Origin of the sequence: Streptomyces lomondensis (genome assembly GCF_014651035.1) — a bacterium.
In the GTDB taxonomy this organism is placed as follows: Bacteria; Actinomycetota; Actinomycetes; order Streptomycetales; family Streptomycetaceae; genus Streptomyces; species Streptomyces lomondensis.
Genome location: NZ_BMWC01000005.1, coordinates 560,121 through 578,107, shown reverse-complemented (window position 1 = coordinate 578,107; position 17,987 = coordinate 560,121). Strand labels below are relative to the sequence as shown.

The 17,987-nt window shown below is 71.6% G+C and carries 6 protein-coding genes; all 6 read left to right on the top strand.

Features of this window, described 5'->3' with window-relative positions; translation table 11 throughout:
• Window positions 1-9 precede the first annotated feature (9 nt).
• Genes IE255_RS20725 through IE255_RS20700 form a run of 6 tightly spaced genes read left to right on the top strand, consistent with a single transcriptional unit; the run spans window position 10 to window position 17,983 of the window.
• Window positions 10-1,029: an HAD-IIIC family phosphatase gene (locus IE255_RS20725; protein WP_190051858.1), complete on the top strand. Its 1,020-nt coding sequence runs from the start codon at window positions 10-12 to the stop codon at window positions 1,027-1,029.
• Window positions 1,022-1,318 (top strand): phosphopantetheine-binding protein, encoded by a 297-nt coding sequence (locus IE255_RS20720; protein ID WP_229906506.1) that lies wholly within the window; start codon window positions 1,022-1,024, stop codon window positions 1,316-1,318. The genes IE255_RS20725 and IE255_RS20720 overlap by 8 nt, the downstream gene beginning before the upstream one ends.
• A complete protein-coding gene (locus tag IE255_RS20715) occupies window positions 1,302-2,474 on the top strand; it encodes an acyl-CoA dehydrogenase family protein (RefSeq protein WP_190051811.1) in 1,173 nt (390 codons plus the stop codon). The genes IE255_RS20720 and IE255_RS20715 overlap by 17 nt, the downstream gene beginning before the upstream one ends.
• The gene (locus IE255_RS20710; protein ID WP_190051810.1) at window positions 2,461-12,165 is read left to right on the top strand and encodes a non-ribosomal peptide synthetase/type I polyketide synthase; all 9,705 of its coding nucleotides are present in this window, start codon (window positions 2,461-2,463) and stop codon (window positions 12,163-12,165) included. Before IE255_RS20715 ends, IE255_RS20710 begins: the two co-directional genes overlap by 14 nt.
• Window positions 12,162-13,415, top strand: coding sequence for an ACP S-malonyltransferase (locus IE255_RS20705; protein WP_190051809.1), 1,254 nt, complete (start codon window positions 12,162-12,164; stop codon window positions 13,413-13,415). The genes IE255_RS20710 and IE255_RS20705 overlap by 4 nt, the downstream gene beginning before the upstream one ends.
• Window positions 13,412-17,983, top strand: coding sequence for a type I polyketide synthase (locus tag IE255_RS20700; protein ID WP_190051808.1), 4,572 nt, complete (start codon window positions 13,412-13,414; stop codon window positions 17,981-17,983). The genes IE255_RS20705 and IE255_RS20700 overlap by 4 nt, the downstream gene beginning before the upstream one ends.
• Window positions 17,984-17,987: the final 4 nt, after the last annotated feature.

The window sequence follows — 17,987 nt, the reverse complement described above, 5'->3', positions numbered from 1 at the left end:
ACCGTGAAGATGGCGAAATGCGTCGTCTGGGACCTCGACGACACGCTCTGGCACGGAACTCTGTCGGCCGGGGACCACGTCACCCTCAAGCCGGGCGTTCTCGACCTGATCAGGACGCTGGACTCCCGCGGGATCCTCCTGTCGATAGCCAGCAAGAACAACCACGACGACGCCATGCGGAAACTGGAGGAACTCGGAGTGGCCGAGTACTTCCTGTACCCGCAGATCAACTGGAACAGCAAATCCAGCTCGGTCTCCGAGATCCAGAAGCGGCTGAACATCGGACTCGACACCTTCGTGTTCGTCGACGACCAGCCGTTCGAACGGGACGAGGTCGCGTTCGCCCTGCCGGAGGTCGAGACCGTCGACGCGGCGGACTACCTCACTCTCGATGCGCTGCCGCGGCTCTCCCCGCCGGTGGTGACCGAGGACGCCAGGCGGCGCCGGCTCATGTACCTGGAGGACGAGCGGCGCAGTGAGTCCGAACTGGCCTACCAGGGGCCCCGCGAGGACTTCCTGCGCAGCCTCGGCATGGTGTTCCGCATCTCCCGGGCCGGCGGTGACGACCTGCTGCGGCTGGAGGAACTGACGAAGCGGACCAGCCAGCTGAACTCCACCGGCATCCACTACTCCCACGAGCAGCTCGAGACGCTCATGCACGACCCGGGCCACGATCTGTGGGTCTGCGAGCTGACCGACCGCTACGGCTCGTACGGAAAGATCGGCATGGCCCTGGTCGCCAAGGGCCAGGATCGCTGGACCATCAAGATGCTCCTGATGTCGTGCCGAACGGTGTCGAAGGGCGTGGGCACCGTCCTCCTGGCTTTCCTCATCAAGCGGGCCACCGCGGCGGAGAAACGTCTCTTCGCGGATTTCCGCCGCACCAGCCGCAATCGTCAGATGCTGCTGACGTACCAACTGGCCAATTTCCGCGTGGTGTCGAAGGACGGCGACGACCACGTGTACGAGAACGACCTCACTGTCAGCCAGGACTATCCGGACTACATCAAGGTGGAAGTCAATGCCTAGCGAGTCCCTCACGAGCATGGAGAACGGCGCGGCGGCGGACACGGCGGCGGCGATCAGGAACTATGTGCGGGCGAACATGACCGCCCTGCGGGACGTGGATCTGCGGGACGACGACAACTTCTTCGAGAAGGGTTTCGTCACGTCGATCTTCGCCATGCAGATGCTGGACTTCATCGAGTCCACGTTCGGTATCGAGGTGCCGGACGACCGGATCACCCTGCAGAACTTCAGCTCCATCGACAGCATGACCCGAATGGTGGGGGAGCTGAAGCATGCGGCAGGTGAGTGAGGAACAGACACGCGATCCGGTGGTCCGCGCCCGGCTCTTCGCCGAGCACGAACTGGCGGACCGCGCCGGGGAATTCGACCGCACCGGGCGATTGCCGAGGGACGTCATCCGGAAGATGGCCGACGAGGGGCTGCTCGGCGCGGCGGTGCCGAAGCGCTGGGGCGGCCACGGGCTGGACCCCCTCGCCTACGGCGAACTGACCGAGTCGGTGGGAAAGGCCTGCGCGTCGACACGGGCTCTGCTCACGGTGCACACCTCCCTGGTCTGCGAGACGCTCGCCGAACGGGCGTCGGACCGCCTCAAGGGGAAGTACCTCACCGACCTGGCCACCGGTCGGCGGATCGGCTGCTTCGCGCTGTCCGAGGCGGAGGCCGGATCGGACGCCGCGTCGGTCACCACGCGCTACGTCAAGAAGGGCGACATCTTCGTCCTTGACGGACGGAAGAAGTGGATCTCGTTCGCCGGCATCGCCGACCTCCTCCTCGTCTTTGCGAACGACAACGGCGTGTCAAGCGCCTTCCTCGTCGAGCGGGACATGCCGGGCGTGGAAATCCACCCGATGTCCGGATTCCTGGGCAACCGGGCGACACACATCGCGGAGGTCTCGTTCACCGACGTCGAGGTCCCCGCCGAGAACCTCGTGTCGGGCATCGGGCTGGGATTCGGCTTCGTCGCGAACACCGCCCTTTTCCACGGCCGTTACAGCATCGCCTGGGCCGGGGTCGCGATCGCCCAGGCGGCACTGGAGGTCATGTGCGCCTACGCCACCGAACGTGAGCAGTTCGGAACACGGATCGGCAGCCATCAGCTCGTGCAGAAAATGGTCGCGGACGCCGTGACCCAGGTCGCGGCGGCACGAGAACTGTGCCGCCGGGCGGGCCGGCTGCGCCTGGAGCGCAGTACCGACGCGGTGATGGCGACCAACATCGCCAAGTATTTCTCCTCGACGATTGCCCAACAGGTCACCTCCGACGCGGTCCAGGTTCTCGGGGGAAACGGCTGCTGGGACCAGTACCCGGCGGAAAGGCTGTTCCGGGAGGCGAAGATCCTGGAAATCATCGAGGGCACCTCGCAATTGCAGCAATTGATGATCGCCGACTACGGATACAAGAAATTCGCGGTTCGAAGCCGGGGTGGGGAAGATGAAGTGTTGTGACACCGGCGGGAGCGCGCGTCCCGCGTTCGTGTTCCCCGGGCAGGGCGCGGTCTGGTCCGGCATGGCGGCGGCACTGCTCGACGCCTCCCCGGTCTTCGCCCGCCGGATCGGTGACTGCGCGGACGCCCTCGCGCCGCACGTGGACTGGTCCCTCGTGGACGTCCTGCGGGCCGAGCACCCGGCGGCCGGCTACGACCGGGCGAACGTCTCGGAGCCCGTGCTGTTCGCGATCCAGGTCGCCCTGGCCGAGCTGTGGCGGTCCCACGGCACCGAGCCGCACGCCGTCGCCGGGTACAGCCTCGGCGAGGTCGCCGCGGCGTGCGTCGCCGGCGCGCTCGACCTGGACGAGGCGGCGCGGGTGATCGCGCTGTGGAGCGAGGCGCAGGCACGGGTGTCGGCCCCCGGAGCCATGGCGCTGCTGGCGCTTGCTCCCGACGAGGCGCGGGACCGGCTGGCGCCGCTCGGCGAGGTCGTGAGCGTCGCCGGTCTCCTCGCCCCGCGCTCGGTGGTGGTCGCGGGCGACCGCGACGCGGTCGTGGAGCTGGCCGCCCGGGTCCGCGCCGAGGGGACGTACGCCCAGAAGCTGTCACTCGGCCTGGCGTGTCACTCGCCCCTGATGGAGGAGCAGCGCGACTGGCTGCTGGCCTCCCTGGGCGAGGTCGCCCGGCGCGACGTGGACCTCCCCTTCTACTCCAGCGTGACCGGCGGCCGGATGCCCACCCGTGACCTGGACGCCGGGTACTGGTACCGCAACATGCGCCAGGCCATGCTGTTCGAGCAGGTCACCCGGGCTCTGCTGGCCGACGGCCACACGACGCTGATCGAGCCCAGCCCCCACCCGGTGCTGGTGACCGCGATGCGCTCCACGGTGGAGGCGGCCGGCAGCACCGCACGGGTCGTCGGCACCCTGTACCGCGCAGACCAGGGGATGGACAGGTTCCGTGCCTCCCTGGCCGAGGCGTCCGCCCAGGACGCGCGGGAGACAGCCGCCGCCGACGACGCGGTCGAGGCCCTGTGCGACGTGATCGTCGCCGCGGTCCGCGGCGAGACCGTGCCCGAGGTGACCGCCGGCGGCGCCACCGTGGGCCGGAACGACCACGGCACCGGCCTGTTCGACCTCGGTTTCGACTCCCTGGCCCTCGTGGCGCTGCGGGAGAGGCTGGAACGCCGGCTGGACCTCCGCCTGGAGAGCACCTTCACCCTCGACCACTCCTCCGTCGACGCCCTGGTGCGCGCACTGGAACCGCTGCTGAAGGGGACCGGCACGGAAGGCCCCGAGTCGGCCCACGACCACCGCAGCGATGCCGAAGTGTCCCCGTCCGAGCCGGTCGCGCTGGTGGGGATGGCCTTCCGGCTGCCCGGCGGCATCGCGACCCGCGACCGCTTCTGGGAGGTCCTGAGCAAGGGCGTGGACGTGGTGGGGGAGATCCCGGCCGGCCGGTGGAGCCAGAGCCCTCTGGACCTCGACGGGATCACCACCACGCAGGGCGGCTATCTCACCGACGTCGACCGGTTCGACCCGCTCTTCTTCAACATCTCGCCGAAGGAGGCGCAGCTGCTCGATCCGCAGCAGCGCCTGCTCCTCGAGCTGACCTGGGAAGCCTTCGAGGACGCCGGGATCGACCCGCTCGCCGCGGGCCGCGACCAACGCGTCGGCACCTACGTCGGGATCTACAACAACGACTACCAGCAGGTCGGCGCGGACCTCGGACACGCCCCCGACGCCTACACCTACACCGGCAACATGGCCAACGCGGCGGCCGGACGGATCTCCTACGCCTACGGTTTCCGCGGCCCCAGCATGGCCGTCGACACCGCCTGCTCCTCCTCCCTGTACGCCGTGCACCTGGGTATGCGGGAACTGCGCCAAGGCGGCTGCGACCTGGTGGTGGCCGCGGGGGTGAACCTGATCCTCAGCCCCGAGGTCCACCTGTCGTGGTCGCGGCTGAACGCCCTCTCGCCGAGCGGGCGGTGCCGGAGCTTCGACGACGCCGCCGACGGCTACATCCGCAGCGAGGGCGGGGCGGTCGTCCTGCTCAAGCGGCTCTCCGACGCCGAGCGGGACGGCGACCGGATCCTCGCCGTCCTCAGCGGCTCGGCGGTCAACCACAACGGCCGCAGCGGCGGCTTCACGGTGCCGAGCGGCACGGCCCAGGCCGAGGTGATCCGCGGTGCCCTCGCCGACGCGGGGGTCGGCGTGGAGGACATCTCCTACGTGGAGACCCACGGTTCGGGCACGCCCGTCGGCGACCCGCAGGAAGTGAACGCCCTCGCCCGGGTCTTCGCGGACCGCAGCAGCAAACTGCCCATCAGCAGCGTCAAGTCCCACCTCGGGCACCTGGAGGGCGCAGCCGGCATGGCGGCGCTGTGCAAGGTGGTGCTCGCCCTGGAACACGGCAAGCTGCCGGGCACCCTGCATTACCGGAAGGGGAACCGTCTGATCGACTGGGAGCGGATCCCGGTCGAGGTGATCGCCGAGGAGATCCCGTGGGAGCCGGCCGCCGGCCGGCGGCGCGCCGGCATCACCTCCCTGGGGATCAGCGGCACCAACGCCCACCTCGTCGTCGAGGAACACCGGCCGCTCCCGTCCGCCCGCCCGCCCCGGCAGCACCTGCCCGGCGTACCGCACCTGCTCACCGTCTCCGCCCAGTCGGAGCCGGCGCTACGGACCGCGCTGCGCGGCCTCGCCGAGTGGAGCCGCGACGCGGAGGCGCCGCTCGCCGACGTCGCCCACACCCTGGGCCGGCGGAGCGCGCTGCGGCACCGCCGCGCGCTGGTCTGCGACTCCCTGGCCGGCCTGCCGGCCGTGGTCGAGGCGGCACTGGACCACGACGGCTCCCCGCCCGCCGAGGGCCGGGGGAGCGGCCAGGTCTTCGTCTTCTCCGGCCAGGGCACCCAGTACCCCGGCATGGCCCGTGAGCTGTACGACCACGCCGAGGTCTTCCGCCGCGAGATGGACGCGCTGGACCGCGCCTTCGTCCGGGCGGGCGGGGTCTCACCGCTGGAGGCCATATTCGGCGGGGACGAGACGGTGTTCGCGTCGCCGCTGCACACCCAGCCGATGATCTTCACCGTCGAGCTGGCGCTCGCCCGGTACTGGCAGGCGCTCGGCATCACCCCCGACGCGGTCCTCGGCCACAGCATCGGCGAGTACGCGGCGGCCTGCTTCGCCGGTGTCATGAGCACCGAGCAGGCCGTCGACCTGGTGACCCGCCGCGGGCGGGTCATGGAGGACACGCCCCGGGACGGCGGGATGGCGACCCTGCTGTGCTCCCGCGAGCGGGCCGAGGAACTGCTGCGCGACCACCCCGAGGTGTGGGTGGCCGCCGTGAACGCGAAGGAGAACGTCACCGTCTCCGGGCTCGGGCCGGGCCTCGACGCGGTGCTGCGCGCCGCGCGCAAGAAGCGGATCTTCGTGGAACGCCTGGCGATCTCGCACCCGTTCCACTCGCCGCGGATGGCCCGGGGCGCCGAGGAGATGTACGAGCAGATCCGCGACCAGCGGTTCGCCGCCCCCGCCATCCCGTGGATCTCCGCGCAGACCGGCCGCGCGGTGACGCCGGACGAGCCGGTCGACGCGGCGTACTGGAGCCGCCACCTGGTCGACCCCGTGTTGTTCACCTCCGCGGTCGGGACCGCGCTCGACGCGGGCTTCCGGGTGTTCGTCGAGGTCGCTCCGGCGGCGACGCTCGGCGGCCTGATCGCGCAGGACACGCGGGAGGACGTCGTCACCGTCCCCAGCCTGCGCAAGGGCCGCTCCGACGTGCGCCAGTTCCTGGAGAGCGCCGGAACGCTGTGGGAGCTGGGCAGGGCGGTGGACGGGGACCGGCTGCCGGGCCGCCCGGGCGACCTCGTCCGGGACCTTCCGCACACCCCCTTCGACAGGCAGCGGATCTGGTACGACGACCACACCGGAGAGGACGGTGCTCCGATGCCCTCTGGCAGCGACGAGAGCAAGGCGCGCGACGCCCGGGCGACCGCGGAACGTGAGACGGTCCGGGCGTTCCTGGCCGGGGCCCTGGGCCAGATCACCGGCGTCGCGGTCGACACGGCGGACGAGTCGGTGGAGCTGTTCTCGCTCGGCGTCGACTCCCTGATGCTGGTGCAGTTGGTCAAGCGGATCGACCGCCAGTACTCCGTGGACTTCCCGATCAGGATGTTCTTCGCGTCGCTGCACACGCTCGGGCAGCTGACGGACTTCGTGCAGCAGAACCGGTCGGCCGACGCCATGCCGTGGGACGACGCCGAGCCCGCCTCGGAGGCGGCCACGGCGGCCCCCGCGCCGCAGCCGCCGGCCACCGCCCCGGCCGATGCCGTACCGGCTCCCCTCCCGGCGGGGGCCGCGCCCGCTGTCCCCGCCGGGCCCGGCTCCATGGCGCTGCAGGCCGTGGTCCAGGCCCAGCTGGACCTCATGCGGCAGCAGCTCAGCCTGTTCGGTGCCCCCGGCCCGACCGCGGAGACGGGCGAGCGGACGACACCCGCCCTCGCATCCGCCGCACTGACGCCGCCCGCCCCGGCCGTCGCGCCGAAGAACGTGCGCAAGGTCGGCACGTACAACAACAACATCGCGCTCACCGACGACCGGCTCACCGCCGAACAGAGCCGCTTCATCGAGGACTTCGTGGCACGCTACGTCGCCCGGACCCGCTCCTCGAAGGAGTACGCCGACCGGCACCGCCCGAGGCTGGCGGACTGGATCGCGTCGCTCAACTTCAATCCGAGCGTGAAGGAGACGGTCTACCCGGTCGTCTCGGCCCGGTCCGAGGGAGCCCTCTTCTGGGACCTGGACGGCAACGAGTACATCGACACCGCGATCGGCTACGGCGTCCACATCTTCGGCCACAACGCCCCCTTCATCAGGGACGCGGTCAAGCGGCAGCTGGAGCACGGGTACGAGCTGGGCCCGCAGAACGCCGTGGCCGGCGAGATCGCCGAACTCATCCACCGGATGACCGGCGTCGAACGGGTGGCGTTCTGCAACACCGGCACCGAAGCGGTGATGGTCTCCCTGCGGCTGGCGCGGGCCGTCAGCGGCCGGGACAAGGTCCTGAGGTTCACCAACTCGTACCACGGCAGCTCCGACGGGGTGCTCGCCGAGAGCGACGGAACCGCCACCGTCCCGCTGACCATCGGCATTCCGCAGGCCATGGTCGACAACACCGAGGTCCGCGCCTACGGCAGCCCGGACACCCTGCGATGGGTCCGCGAGCACGGCGCCGAACTGGCCGCGGTGCTGGTCGAGCCGGTGCAGTCCCGCAACCCCGGCCTCCAGCCGGGGGAGTTCCTGCGCGAGCTGCGCGAGATCTGCACGGAGCACGGCATCGCGCTGATCTTCGACGAGATGATCACCGGTTTCCGGGTGGAACCGGGCGGCGCCCAGGCCTACTTCGACGTCAGCGCCGACATGGTCCTGTACGGCAAGCTCGTGGCGGGCGGCCTGCCGATCGGCATCGTCGCCGGGCGCAGCAGATACCTCGACGCCGTCGACGGCGGAGCCTGGGTCGACACCGACGACTCCCGCCCCGCGGCACCGACCACCTTCTTCGCCGGAACGTTCTGCAAGCACCCGCTGGCCATGGCTGCCGCCAAGGCCGTGCTCACGCGGCTGGAGGAGTCCGGCGCCGAGCTGCTGGCCGGCCTCAACGCCTACACCGCGGAGTTCGCCCGCCGCGCCAACGCCTACTTCGAGGCCGAGGAGGTGCCGCTGGCCATCGCGCACTTCGGGTCGATGTACAAGTGGGAGCCGGTCACCCCGCGGGACGTCACCCACGCCTCGCTCACCCAGAACCTCTTCTTCAAGCTCCTGAACCACCACGGTGTCTACGTGTGGGAGCGCCGCACGGCCACCTTCTCCTTCGCGCACACCCGGGAGCACCAGGACCGGATCCTGGAGGCGATCCGCGCCTGTGTGGAGGAGCTGCGCGCCGGCGGGTTCGACTTCCGCCGCCGCGGGTCGACGGCCGCCCTGCCGCGCCCGCAGGAGCACGCGGAGCTGACCTCCCTGGAGCAACGGGTCTACGTCCTGTCCCGGATGCGCGGCGGGAACGAGGCGTACCAGGTCGTCTTCGGCCTCCGCTTCGACGGTCCCCTCGACCCGGACCGGGTCGCCGCCGCCTTCCGGGCCATCGGCCACAAGCACCCGAACCTGCGGCGCCACTACGTGGTCGGCCCCGCCAGGGTGCGGGCCGCCGTGGCCCCGGACGTCAGCCCCGAGGGGCACCTCTTCGACCGCCGGCGCGACCCCTCGCTGTCCACCGAGGACATCCTGTCGGTGATGAACCGGCCGCTCGACCTGGCGCGGCCGCCGCTGTGGCGGTACGGCATCGTCATCGACGAGGACGGCACGCACCACCTGGTCGTCTCCTTCCACCACATCGTCGTCGACGGCCGGTCGGTGGAGATCATCTTCAACGACCTCGCCGAGCACCTGACCCACGGCCGACTCGACGAGCCCGACGGGTCCGACGACTACGCCACGTTCGTGCGCCTGCTGGCCGGCGCGCCGGACCGGCCGGAGTACGCCGAGCACCGGCGCTGGTGGCTGGAGCAGTTCGCCACCGTGCCCCGGCCGCTGAACCTCCCGACCGACGCGCCGCGTCCGGACGTCAACGACTTCGCGGGACGCCGGCACTACTTCCAGGTCGACCCCGAACTGCACCGGGCGGCCACGGAGGTGATCCGGCAGCTGAGGACGACACCCTCCGTCTTCTACCTGTCCCTGTGGGCACTGCTGCTCGCCAAGGTCACCGGCGAGGACGACCTGTGCGTCGGCGTCCCCATGGACCAGCGCATGCTCGGGTCGTTCGAGAAGACGGTCGGCATGTTCGCCGAGTCGCTGCCGCTGCGGATCAGGCCGGCGGCCGGCACCCGGGTGTCGGACCTGCTCCGTCAGGTCCGGGACACCAGCCTGACGGCGATGAGCCACTCGCTCTACCCGTACAGCGTGCTCGTCCAGGAACTCGACCTGACGCGGGACCATGGCCACAACGCGCTGTTCGACACGATGTTCATCTACACCGACGCCCGCACACGCGCCCGCCGCTTCGGCGACGTGACCGCCACGACCGAGGAACTCGGCGCCCGGGGCTCGATGTTCGCGTTCACCTTCGAACTCACCGAACGCGACGGCGGACTCCACGCCGACCTGAACTACTCCGCCGTCTACGGCGAGGAGCGGATCGCCGGGCTGATGGAGCGCTTCCGGACGCTGCTGGCGCAGGTCGTGCGGAATCCGGAGCGGACGGTCGGCGAGCTGTCACTGCTCGACGACGGGGCCAGGCAGCGGCTGCTGGCCCTGGGCACCGGTCCGGCCGTCGCGGAACGGGCGCCGCTGACGGAGCTGTTCGACGCGGTGTGCGCGGCCCGGCCGGAGCAGTCGGCGATCCGGTTCCGCGGCGAGGACATGGACTACCGGCGACTGGCCGGACGCGTGCACCGGCACGCCGCCCTCCTGCGGGCGCGCGGCGCCCGGCGGGGTGATGTGATCGGGCTTCTGCTGCCGCCGTCGCCCGACCTGACCGCCCTGATGCTGGCCGCCAACCGGATCGGCTGCGCCTGGCTGCCCATGGACGTCCGGACCCCTCCCAAGCGACTGGCGTCCATCGTCGAGACCGCCGGTCCCGTGCTGGTCGTCTGCTCCGAGGAGACCCACCCGGCCTCGGCCTCCGGCCTGGGTGACCGGGCCGTCGTCCTGCGGGAGGAGGACCTGCCCGAGGCCACGGACGTCCCGGCGGTCCCCGTCGCGGCGGACGACCTCGCATACGTCATCTTCACCTCCGGCTCCACCGGACGCCCCAAGGGCGTCACGGTCACCAACGGGTCCCTCGCCAACTTCCTGCGCGGCATGCCGGACGCCCTGCGCTGGGGTGAGGACAAGGCGGTGGCGTGCCTGACCACGCCGGCGTTCGACATCCACGTCCTGGAGACGCTGCTGACGCTGGTCAAGGGCGGTACGGTGGTCGTCGCCGACGAGGACGAGGTCCGGACCCCGGCGAACATCGCCGAGTTCGTCGTCCGTGGCGGCGTCGACTACCTCCAGCTCACGCCGACCCGTCTGCGCCTGCTGCACGCGGACCCGGACGCCGCCTTCGAGGCCCTGGGCGCGCTGGAGAAACTCGTCGTCGGCGGCGAGGCGTTCCCCGAGGACCTGCTCGACGGGCTGCGGGCGCACCCGTCGCTGGAGATATTCAACGTCTACGGCCCGACCGAGTCCTGCATCTGGTCCAGCGTCAAGGACCTCACCCCGCCCGGCACCGCCGTCGGCATCGGCACGCCGATCGCCAACACCACCCTGTACGTCCTGGACGACGACCTGGCGCTGGTACCGCAGGGGACGGAGGGCGACCTGTGGATCGGCGGGCTCGGAGTGTCACCGGGCTACCTGGGCCGGCCCGACCTCGACCGCGAGGTGTTCCGGGACAACCCGTTCGGCGACGGGCGGATCTACCGCAGCGGTGACCGGGCCGTCTGGAGGAACGGCGAACTGCACTGCCTCGGCCGGACCGACAACCAGGTCAAGGTGCGCGGCCACCGCATTGAACTCGAGGAGATCGAACGGGTGATCGCCGGATACGCGCGGGTGACCGCGGCGGCGGCGGTCGTCCATGACGTGTCGCCGGGCAACCGGGTCATCCGCGGCTTCTACCAGGCGAAGCCGGGTGAGCGCGTCGAGCAGGACGCGCTGCGGGACCACCTCGCCGAGCGGCTGCCGGACTACATGGTCCCCGCCACCCTGACGGAGGTCCCCCGCATTCCGGTGACCACCAGCGGCAAGGTCGACCGCCCGGCGCTGGCACGGCAGGCCGTCCCGCAGCCGGAACCGGACCCCCGCGCCGCCGGCCGGCCGGGCGTGGACCGGAAACTCGTCGCCGCGTGGAGGCGGATACTCGGCGACGTCCCGATCGGCCAGGACGACAGCTTCTTCGACCTCGGCGGCAACTCCTTCACCCTGATTCTGCTGCTGAACGAGCTGGAGGAGGCGTTCCCCGGCCTGCTGGACGTCAGCGATCTGTTCGCCAACCCCACGATCGGCAAGCTCCGCACGCTCCTCGAGGCCAAGCTGGCGCGGAGCGGCGCCGACGACTCGCCCGACACCACCGGCGTACCGCTCCCCGAGGCCTGGTTCTCGCAGACCGGCACGGGCGGCGGCCGGATGCAGACCGTCCTGTCCCGGCGGATCAGGGACGGCCTGGCACGGCTCCGCAAGGAGACGGATCGGGAGACCGAGGATCTGCTCCTCGCCGCCTACGCCCTGACCCTCGGCAAGGTGCTCGGCCGGGAGGACCTCACCCTGTGCGTCGTGCGGGACGGTGACGGCGTCGTACCCGTCCGGTTCGACTTCGCGGGCAAGTCCGACCTGAGGGAGATCCTCGATGACACCGGGCACGCCGACCAGGCGCACCGGGTCGACCTCGGGCGGTTCACCGCCGGCCGGAACACCGAGGGCAGGGTCACCATCGCCTGCGTCGACGGCCGGCAGGCGGACGTCTCCCGGCTCCTGCGCCACTTCGACCTCGTCCTGAGCGTCGACTTCCCGGCCGATCCGTCGGTCGTCGGCCTCGCCTGCGCCCGGAAGATCGACCCCGCTCCGGTGGAACGGCTGCTGAGCGGCTTCGTCAGGCTCCTCGGCGCGCTGAGCCAGTCGCCCGGAACGGACCAGTCACCCACCTCGAAGGAAGAGGGCAACTCGTGAACGATCTTGTCATCGTCTTCCCCGGCCAGGGGTCCCAGTTCCCCGGCATGGGCAAGAACTGGTACGACGCCCACGAAAGCGTCCGGGACCGGTTCCGGCAGGCGTCGGACATCGTCGGGTACTCGGTGGAGGACCTCTGCTTCACCGCGTCCTCCGGTGAGCTGACCAGGACCGCGCACGCGCAGGTCGCACTGCTGGTGCTGAGCCACGCGATGTACGAGGTGCTGACCCAGGACCGGGACCGCATGCCGCCGGTGGCCGCCATGGCCGGGCACAGCCTGGGCGAAATCACCGCGCTGCTCGCCGCCGGCGCGCTGGCCTTCGAGGACGCCGTGCGCCTGGTCAAGGTCCGCGGCGAGGCCATGCAGGCCTGCGCGGCCGAGGGCGGCACCGGCATGATCGCCGCGCTGGGGACGCCCGCGGCCGAGGTCGAGAAGTGCGTCGCGGAGTTCGACGCCGAGGGCCGTACCGTGCAGGTCGCCAACTACAACTCCGCCCGGCAGACGGTGCTGTCGGGCACGCTCGACGACCTGAAGGCCATCACCGCCCACCTGGAGGAACGAGGCTGCAAGGTCGCCCGGCTCAACGTCGGCGGGGCGTTCCACAGCACCTTCATGGCGGACGCCGTGCCCGCCTACGCGCGGGCCGTCGAGGAGACCGCGTTCCGGGAGCCGGCCGTGCCGGTGTACAGCACCGTCACCGGCCGGGCGTACGGCAGCGCGCGCGAGATCAAGGACGCCCTCGCGGTGCAGCTGACCGGTCCGGTGCTCTGGAGCAGCGTCGTTGCCCGGCTGGCGGAGCGTGACGTCGCCCTGTGGCTGGAGGTGGGCCCGAAGCAGGTGCTGAAGAAGCTGATCGGGGACGCCGTCGACGGCGCCGACGTCCTCAGCCTGGACGCCGACCTCGACCAGGCGCGTGCCGCCCTCGGCAAGCTCGCCGAGCGCCGGCGGCGCGAACCCGGGCTCGCCGGTCTGTGCCTCGGCGCCGCAGCCGCCACCCGCAACCGCAACTTCGACGAGGAGCAGTACACCGAGGGCGTGGTGCTGCCCTACCGCAAGCTCCAGGAGCTGGCCCAGGTGGACAAGGACCGGCTCACCGACGCACAGAAGGCGACGGCCCTGGACCTGCTCGGCACCATCATGGCCACCAAGCGGGTCCCCGAGGCCGAGCGGCGGGAGCGGATCGCCTCCATCCTCCAGCGCACCGGTGACGTGCACCTGCAGACGAGTGCGGAGGTGCCGGCGGGATGAAGTCCCTGCTCGATCTCGGCGAACTGGACCTGGCCCGGCTCCCGGACGACACCGAGGCCCCCATCACCCACGCGGCACCGCGTCGCACCGACGGTCCGGTCGCGATCATCGGAATGAGCGGCCGGGCCGGCGCGGCCGAGGACCTCGACGCGTTCTGGTCGATGATCCGCCGCGGCGAGGAGGCGCCCACCGGTCTGTCGGCCGAACGCCGCGCCGACGTCGAGGCCTACCTCGCCGCCCGCGGCATGCCGACGCCGGTGGCCGAGGAGCGCTACATCGGCGGAACGCGGCTGCCGTCGCTGGCCGCGTTCGACCACCGCTTCTTCGGGCTGTCCCCGCAGGAGGCCAAGACGATCGACCCCAACCAGCGGATCTTCCTGGAGACCGCGTGGGCGGCCCTGGAGGACGCCGGCCAGCTGACCCGGGAGCTGAGCGGCGAGCGCGTCGGCGTCTACGCCGGGATGTCGGCGGACTTCGGCGAGGACTACCGGGCGTTGATCCAGGCGATCGCGCCCGACGCGCCGGAGATCTCCGTCGCCGGCAACGTCAAGTCGATCACCGGGAGCAGGATCGCCTACCTCCTCGACCTCAAGGGCCCGTCGATGGTCATCGACACGGCCTGCTCCTCGGGGCTGGTGGCGGCCTACACGGCGTACCGGGCGATCCAGAGCGGCGAGTGCACGATGGCGATCGTCGGGGCGGTCAACACCGACCTGCTGCCCATCACGGCCGACGCCACCGGCATCGGCTTCAAGGACATCCAGGACACCTCGTCCTCCGACGGCCGTACCCGCACCTTCGACCGCAAGGGCGAGGGCACCCGCCCCGCCGAGGGGTGCTTCGTCTTCGTCCTGAAGGACCTGGAGCGCGCCGAGCGGGACGGCGACCACATCCACGCGGTCATCATGGGCGGCGCCGTCAACCAGGACGGCGCCTCCAACGGCATCACCGCGCCCAACGCGGACGCGCAGGCCGACCTGATCGAGGCCGCCCTGAACGACGCCGGGATCGGCGCCGACCGGATCGGCTTCATCGAGGCGCACGGCACGGCCACCAGGCTCGGCGACCCGGTCGAGATCAGCGGGATCGAGCGGGCGTTCTCCCGGCAGACGACGCGCAAGCAGTTCTGCGCGATCGGCACCGTGAAGACGAACATCGGCCACATGGACAACGCGTCCGGTCTGGCGGGCCTGGCCAAGCTGGTGCTGTCCCTGAAGCACCGGACGCTGCCCGCCAGCCTCCACTTCGACGAGCCGAACCCGAACATCGCCTTCGCGCAGACCCCGCTGTACGTCAACGACACCACGGTGCCCTGGTCGGACGACCCCCGGGAGACCCTCTTCGCGGGGATCAGCAGCTTCGGACTGAGCGGGACCAACTGCCACCTGGTGCTGCGCAGCGCGGACGCCGTACCGGCGCGGGAGCACCCGGGAGCGGAGGACCCGGAGTGCTTCCTGCTGCCGCTCAGCGCACGCGACGCGCGGGGTCTGCGGCGCCTGGTGGAGCGGTACCGCGACTTCCTCACCCGCGACGAGGACGTGCACCTCGCCGACCTCGCCTTCACCGCGTCGGTCGGACGCCTGCACCACCGGGTGCGCGCCGCGTTCACGTTCCGGTCCCGCGCGGAGCTGGTGGGGTTGCTCGACGGCTTCCTCCGGGACGAGGGCGCCGTCGCGTCCGACGTGGCGTACGGGGAGTTTCGTCCGGTGCTGGAGCGGACCGCGACGAGCGACCCGCACGCCCTGACGGAGGCCGACCGCGAGAGTGTGAGCGCCCGGGCGCGGGAACTCCTCGCCGACGGCGGGACGGACCGGGACGCACGGCACCGGCTCGCCGGCCTCTACGTCCGCGGCGCCGACGTCGACTGGCGGGCGGTCGCGCCCGCCGGCGCCCGGCGGATCCCGCTGCCCACCCATCCGTTCGCGCGCACCCGGTGCTGGATCGAGGCGGACCGGGGACGCCGCCGTGCCGGACTGCTCGGCGACGCGGAACTCCTGCGCTCCTGGGACCGCGACATCTGCGCGACCCGGATCGGCCCCGGACGGATGTGGGAGCTGGCCGACCACCGCATCCGGGGGATCGGCGTCCTGCCCGGCACCGGTCTGGTCGAGATGATCGTGGAAACCGCGCGGCGGCTCGGCCGGGGCCCGGCCCTGACGCTGCGGAACATCCGGTTCGAACTGCCTCTCGCGGTCCCCGACGGCGAGGAGGCCGACGTGCACGTCGTCGTCGAACGCGCGGAGCACGGGGGCCGGGTCACCGTCGCGACGCGCCGCACGGACGGCACCTGGGTCCGCAACGCGACCGCCGAACTGGCCGCCGAAACCCCCGCGTCGCCACCCGCGCCGTTCGACGTCGCTCAGGTGCGGCGCCGGATGACCCGGGAACTGCCGCTGGACGACAGCGTCGACCGCGCCAACGGCCTCGTCACCGGCGAGCGCTGGACCCGCAGCGTCCTGCACGGCGCGGCCAACGACGACGCCACCGAGCTGCTGTACGAGCACGCGCTGCCGTCGGCCCACCTCGATGAGATCGACGACTACGTCCTCCATCCGGCGCTGCTGGACGCCCTGATCAACGCGCCCAACACCCTCTACGAGCAGGACCGCCTCTACCTGCCCTTCTCCTACGGCAGGCTGACGATCCACGGTCCGCTGCCGGGCCGGGTGTTCACCCACTTCAGGAAGCGGCCCGAGTCCCTCGCCGGCGAGCTGCACGTCTTCGACATCAGCGTCACCGACCCCGAGGGCCGCGTCGTGCTGACGGTGGACAACTACTGCGTCAGGTCGGCGGCCCGTCTCGACCTGGGGGCCGAGGAGTACGGCTGGATCCAGACGTACCGCACGACGGCCCCGCCGCCCGCCGCGGCGGCGGGCGGCGGGACCGTGCTGCTCTGCGGGGAGTTCGGCGACGCCCTGGGCGGCCTGACGAAGGAACTGGAGACGGCCGGCCACGACTGGGTCCACATCGGCGGAGCGGACGACGGCCGGGCCGGCGAACACCTCGGCGAGAACCGCCGGTTCGCCTTCGGCCTGCTGTCCTCGGTGCCGGAGGCCGGCGTCCCGCTCGCCGACCGGACGGCCGGACCGGTCGACGCTGCCCGGGCCCTGCTCGGGCTCGTCGCCGAGCGGCGGTGCGCCTTCACGGACGGCCTGCTGGTGCTCACGCGCAACGCCTTCGCCGTGACGGGCGAGGAGGACACGACCGACCCCGGCCAGGCCGCGGTGACCGGCCTGGCCCGCGTCGCGGCCCTGGAGTACCGGGCCCTGGGGATCCGCTGCCTCGACACCGACGAGCAGACGGGCCCCGCCCCGGTGCTGGCCGAGGCCCGGGCCGCCGGCCGGCCGCCCTTCCTCCTGCACCGCGCTGGGCAGTGGTACGAGCCCCAGCTGACCAGGCCCGCCGTCCCGCCGCGCTCCGCACCGGCCGCGGTGGCCCCCGCCGACGGGGCGGTCGTCGTCTCGGGCGGGACCGGAGGGCTCGGCACCGCGATCGCGCGTCATCTGGCACGGCAGGGCGCACGCAGGATCGTCCTGCTCGGCTCGCCGACGCCGGACACCGCCCGGGAACCGCACATGACCGAGGTGTGGTCCGAACTGGAGTCGCAACTGGAGCACTTCGAGATCGTCCGGGTGGAACTGGAGGACCGGGAGGCCGTCGAGCGCACGGCGCGCGGCATCCGCGCGCGGCACGGCCGGATCTCCGCCGTCCTCCACCTCGCCGGCCGGCCCGGCGCGGGTTTCCTGCACACCAAGAGCGCCGACACCTTCCGGAGCGTCTACCGGCCGAAGGCACTGGGCGCCGTCCACCTGCACGAGGCCACCCTCGCCGACGACCTGGACCACTTCGTACTGTTCTCCAGCATCGCCGGACTCGACCTGGAGCAGGGGCAGGCCGACTACACGGCCGCCAACCTCGCCCTGGACAGCCTGGCGCAGTACCGCCGCCGCGCCGGTCTGCCGGCACTCAGCATCCAGTGGCCGGCGTGGCGCGAGACCGGGATGGCGACCCGCCTGGACGCCGTCGACGAGGACGGCCTCTTCCCGCCCCTGGGCACTGCCGAGGCGATCGGCCTGCTCGACGCCCTGATGGCCGGGGACGACCACCCCGCGGTGGTCATGCCCGGCCGGATGAGGAAACCGGCCGCACGGACCCGGCCGGAGCAGGACCACCCGTCCCGGACGACGGCCGGCCGCAAGGTCGTGCTGCACGGGTTGGAGAGCGTCGGCGAGATCGAACGGGCCGTGGCCGAGATCTGGGCGGCGACGCTGGACGTCCGCGAGATCGACGCGCACGACAGTTTCGGTGACCTGGGCGGCAACTCGCTCCTCATATCGCAGATGTCGAAACTCTACGACGACCGCTATCCGGGACTGATGGACGTCGTCGACCTGTTCAGGTACACGACCATCGCGGACCAGGCGGCACACCTCAAGGAAAAGCTGGGTGTCGCACCGGCCGGAACACCGGCCGAACAGCCCGCGACGGCTTCGGACAGCGGCGAGATAGACCGGCTGCTGGACCTCGCGGAGCAGGGCGTGGTCGACAGTTCCCCGGGCGTCATCTAGGAAT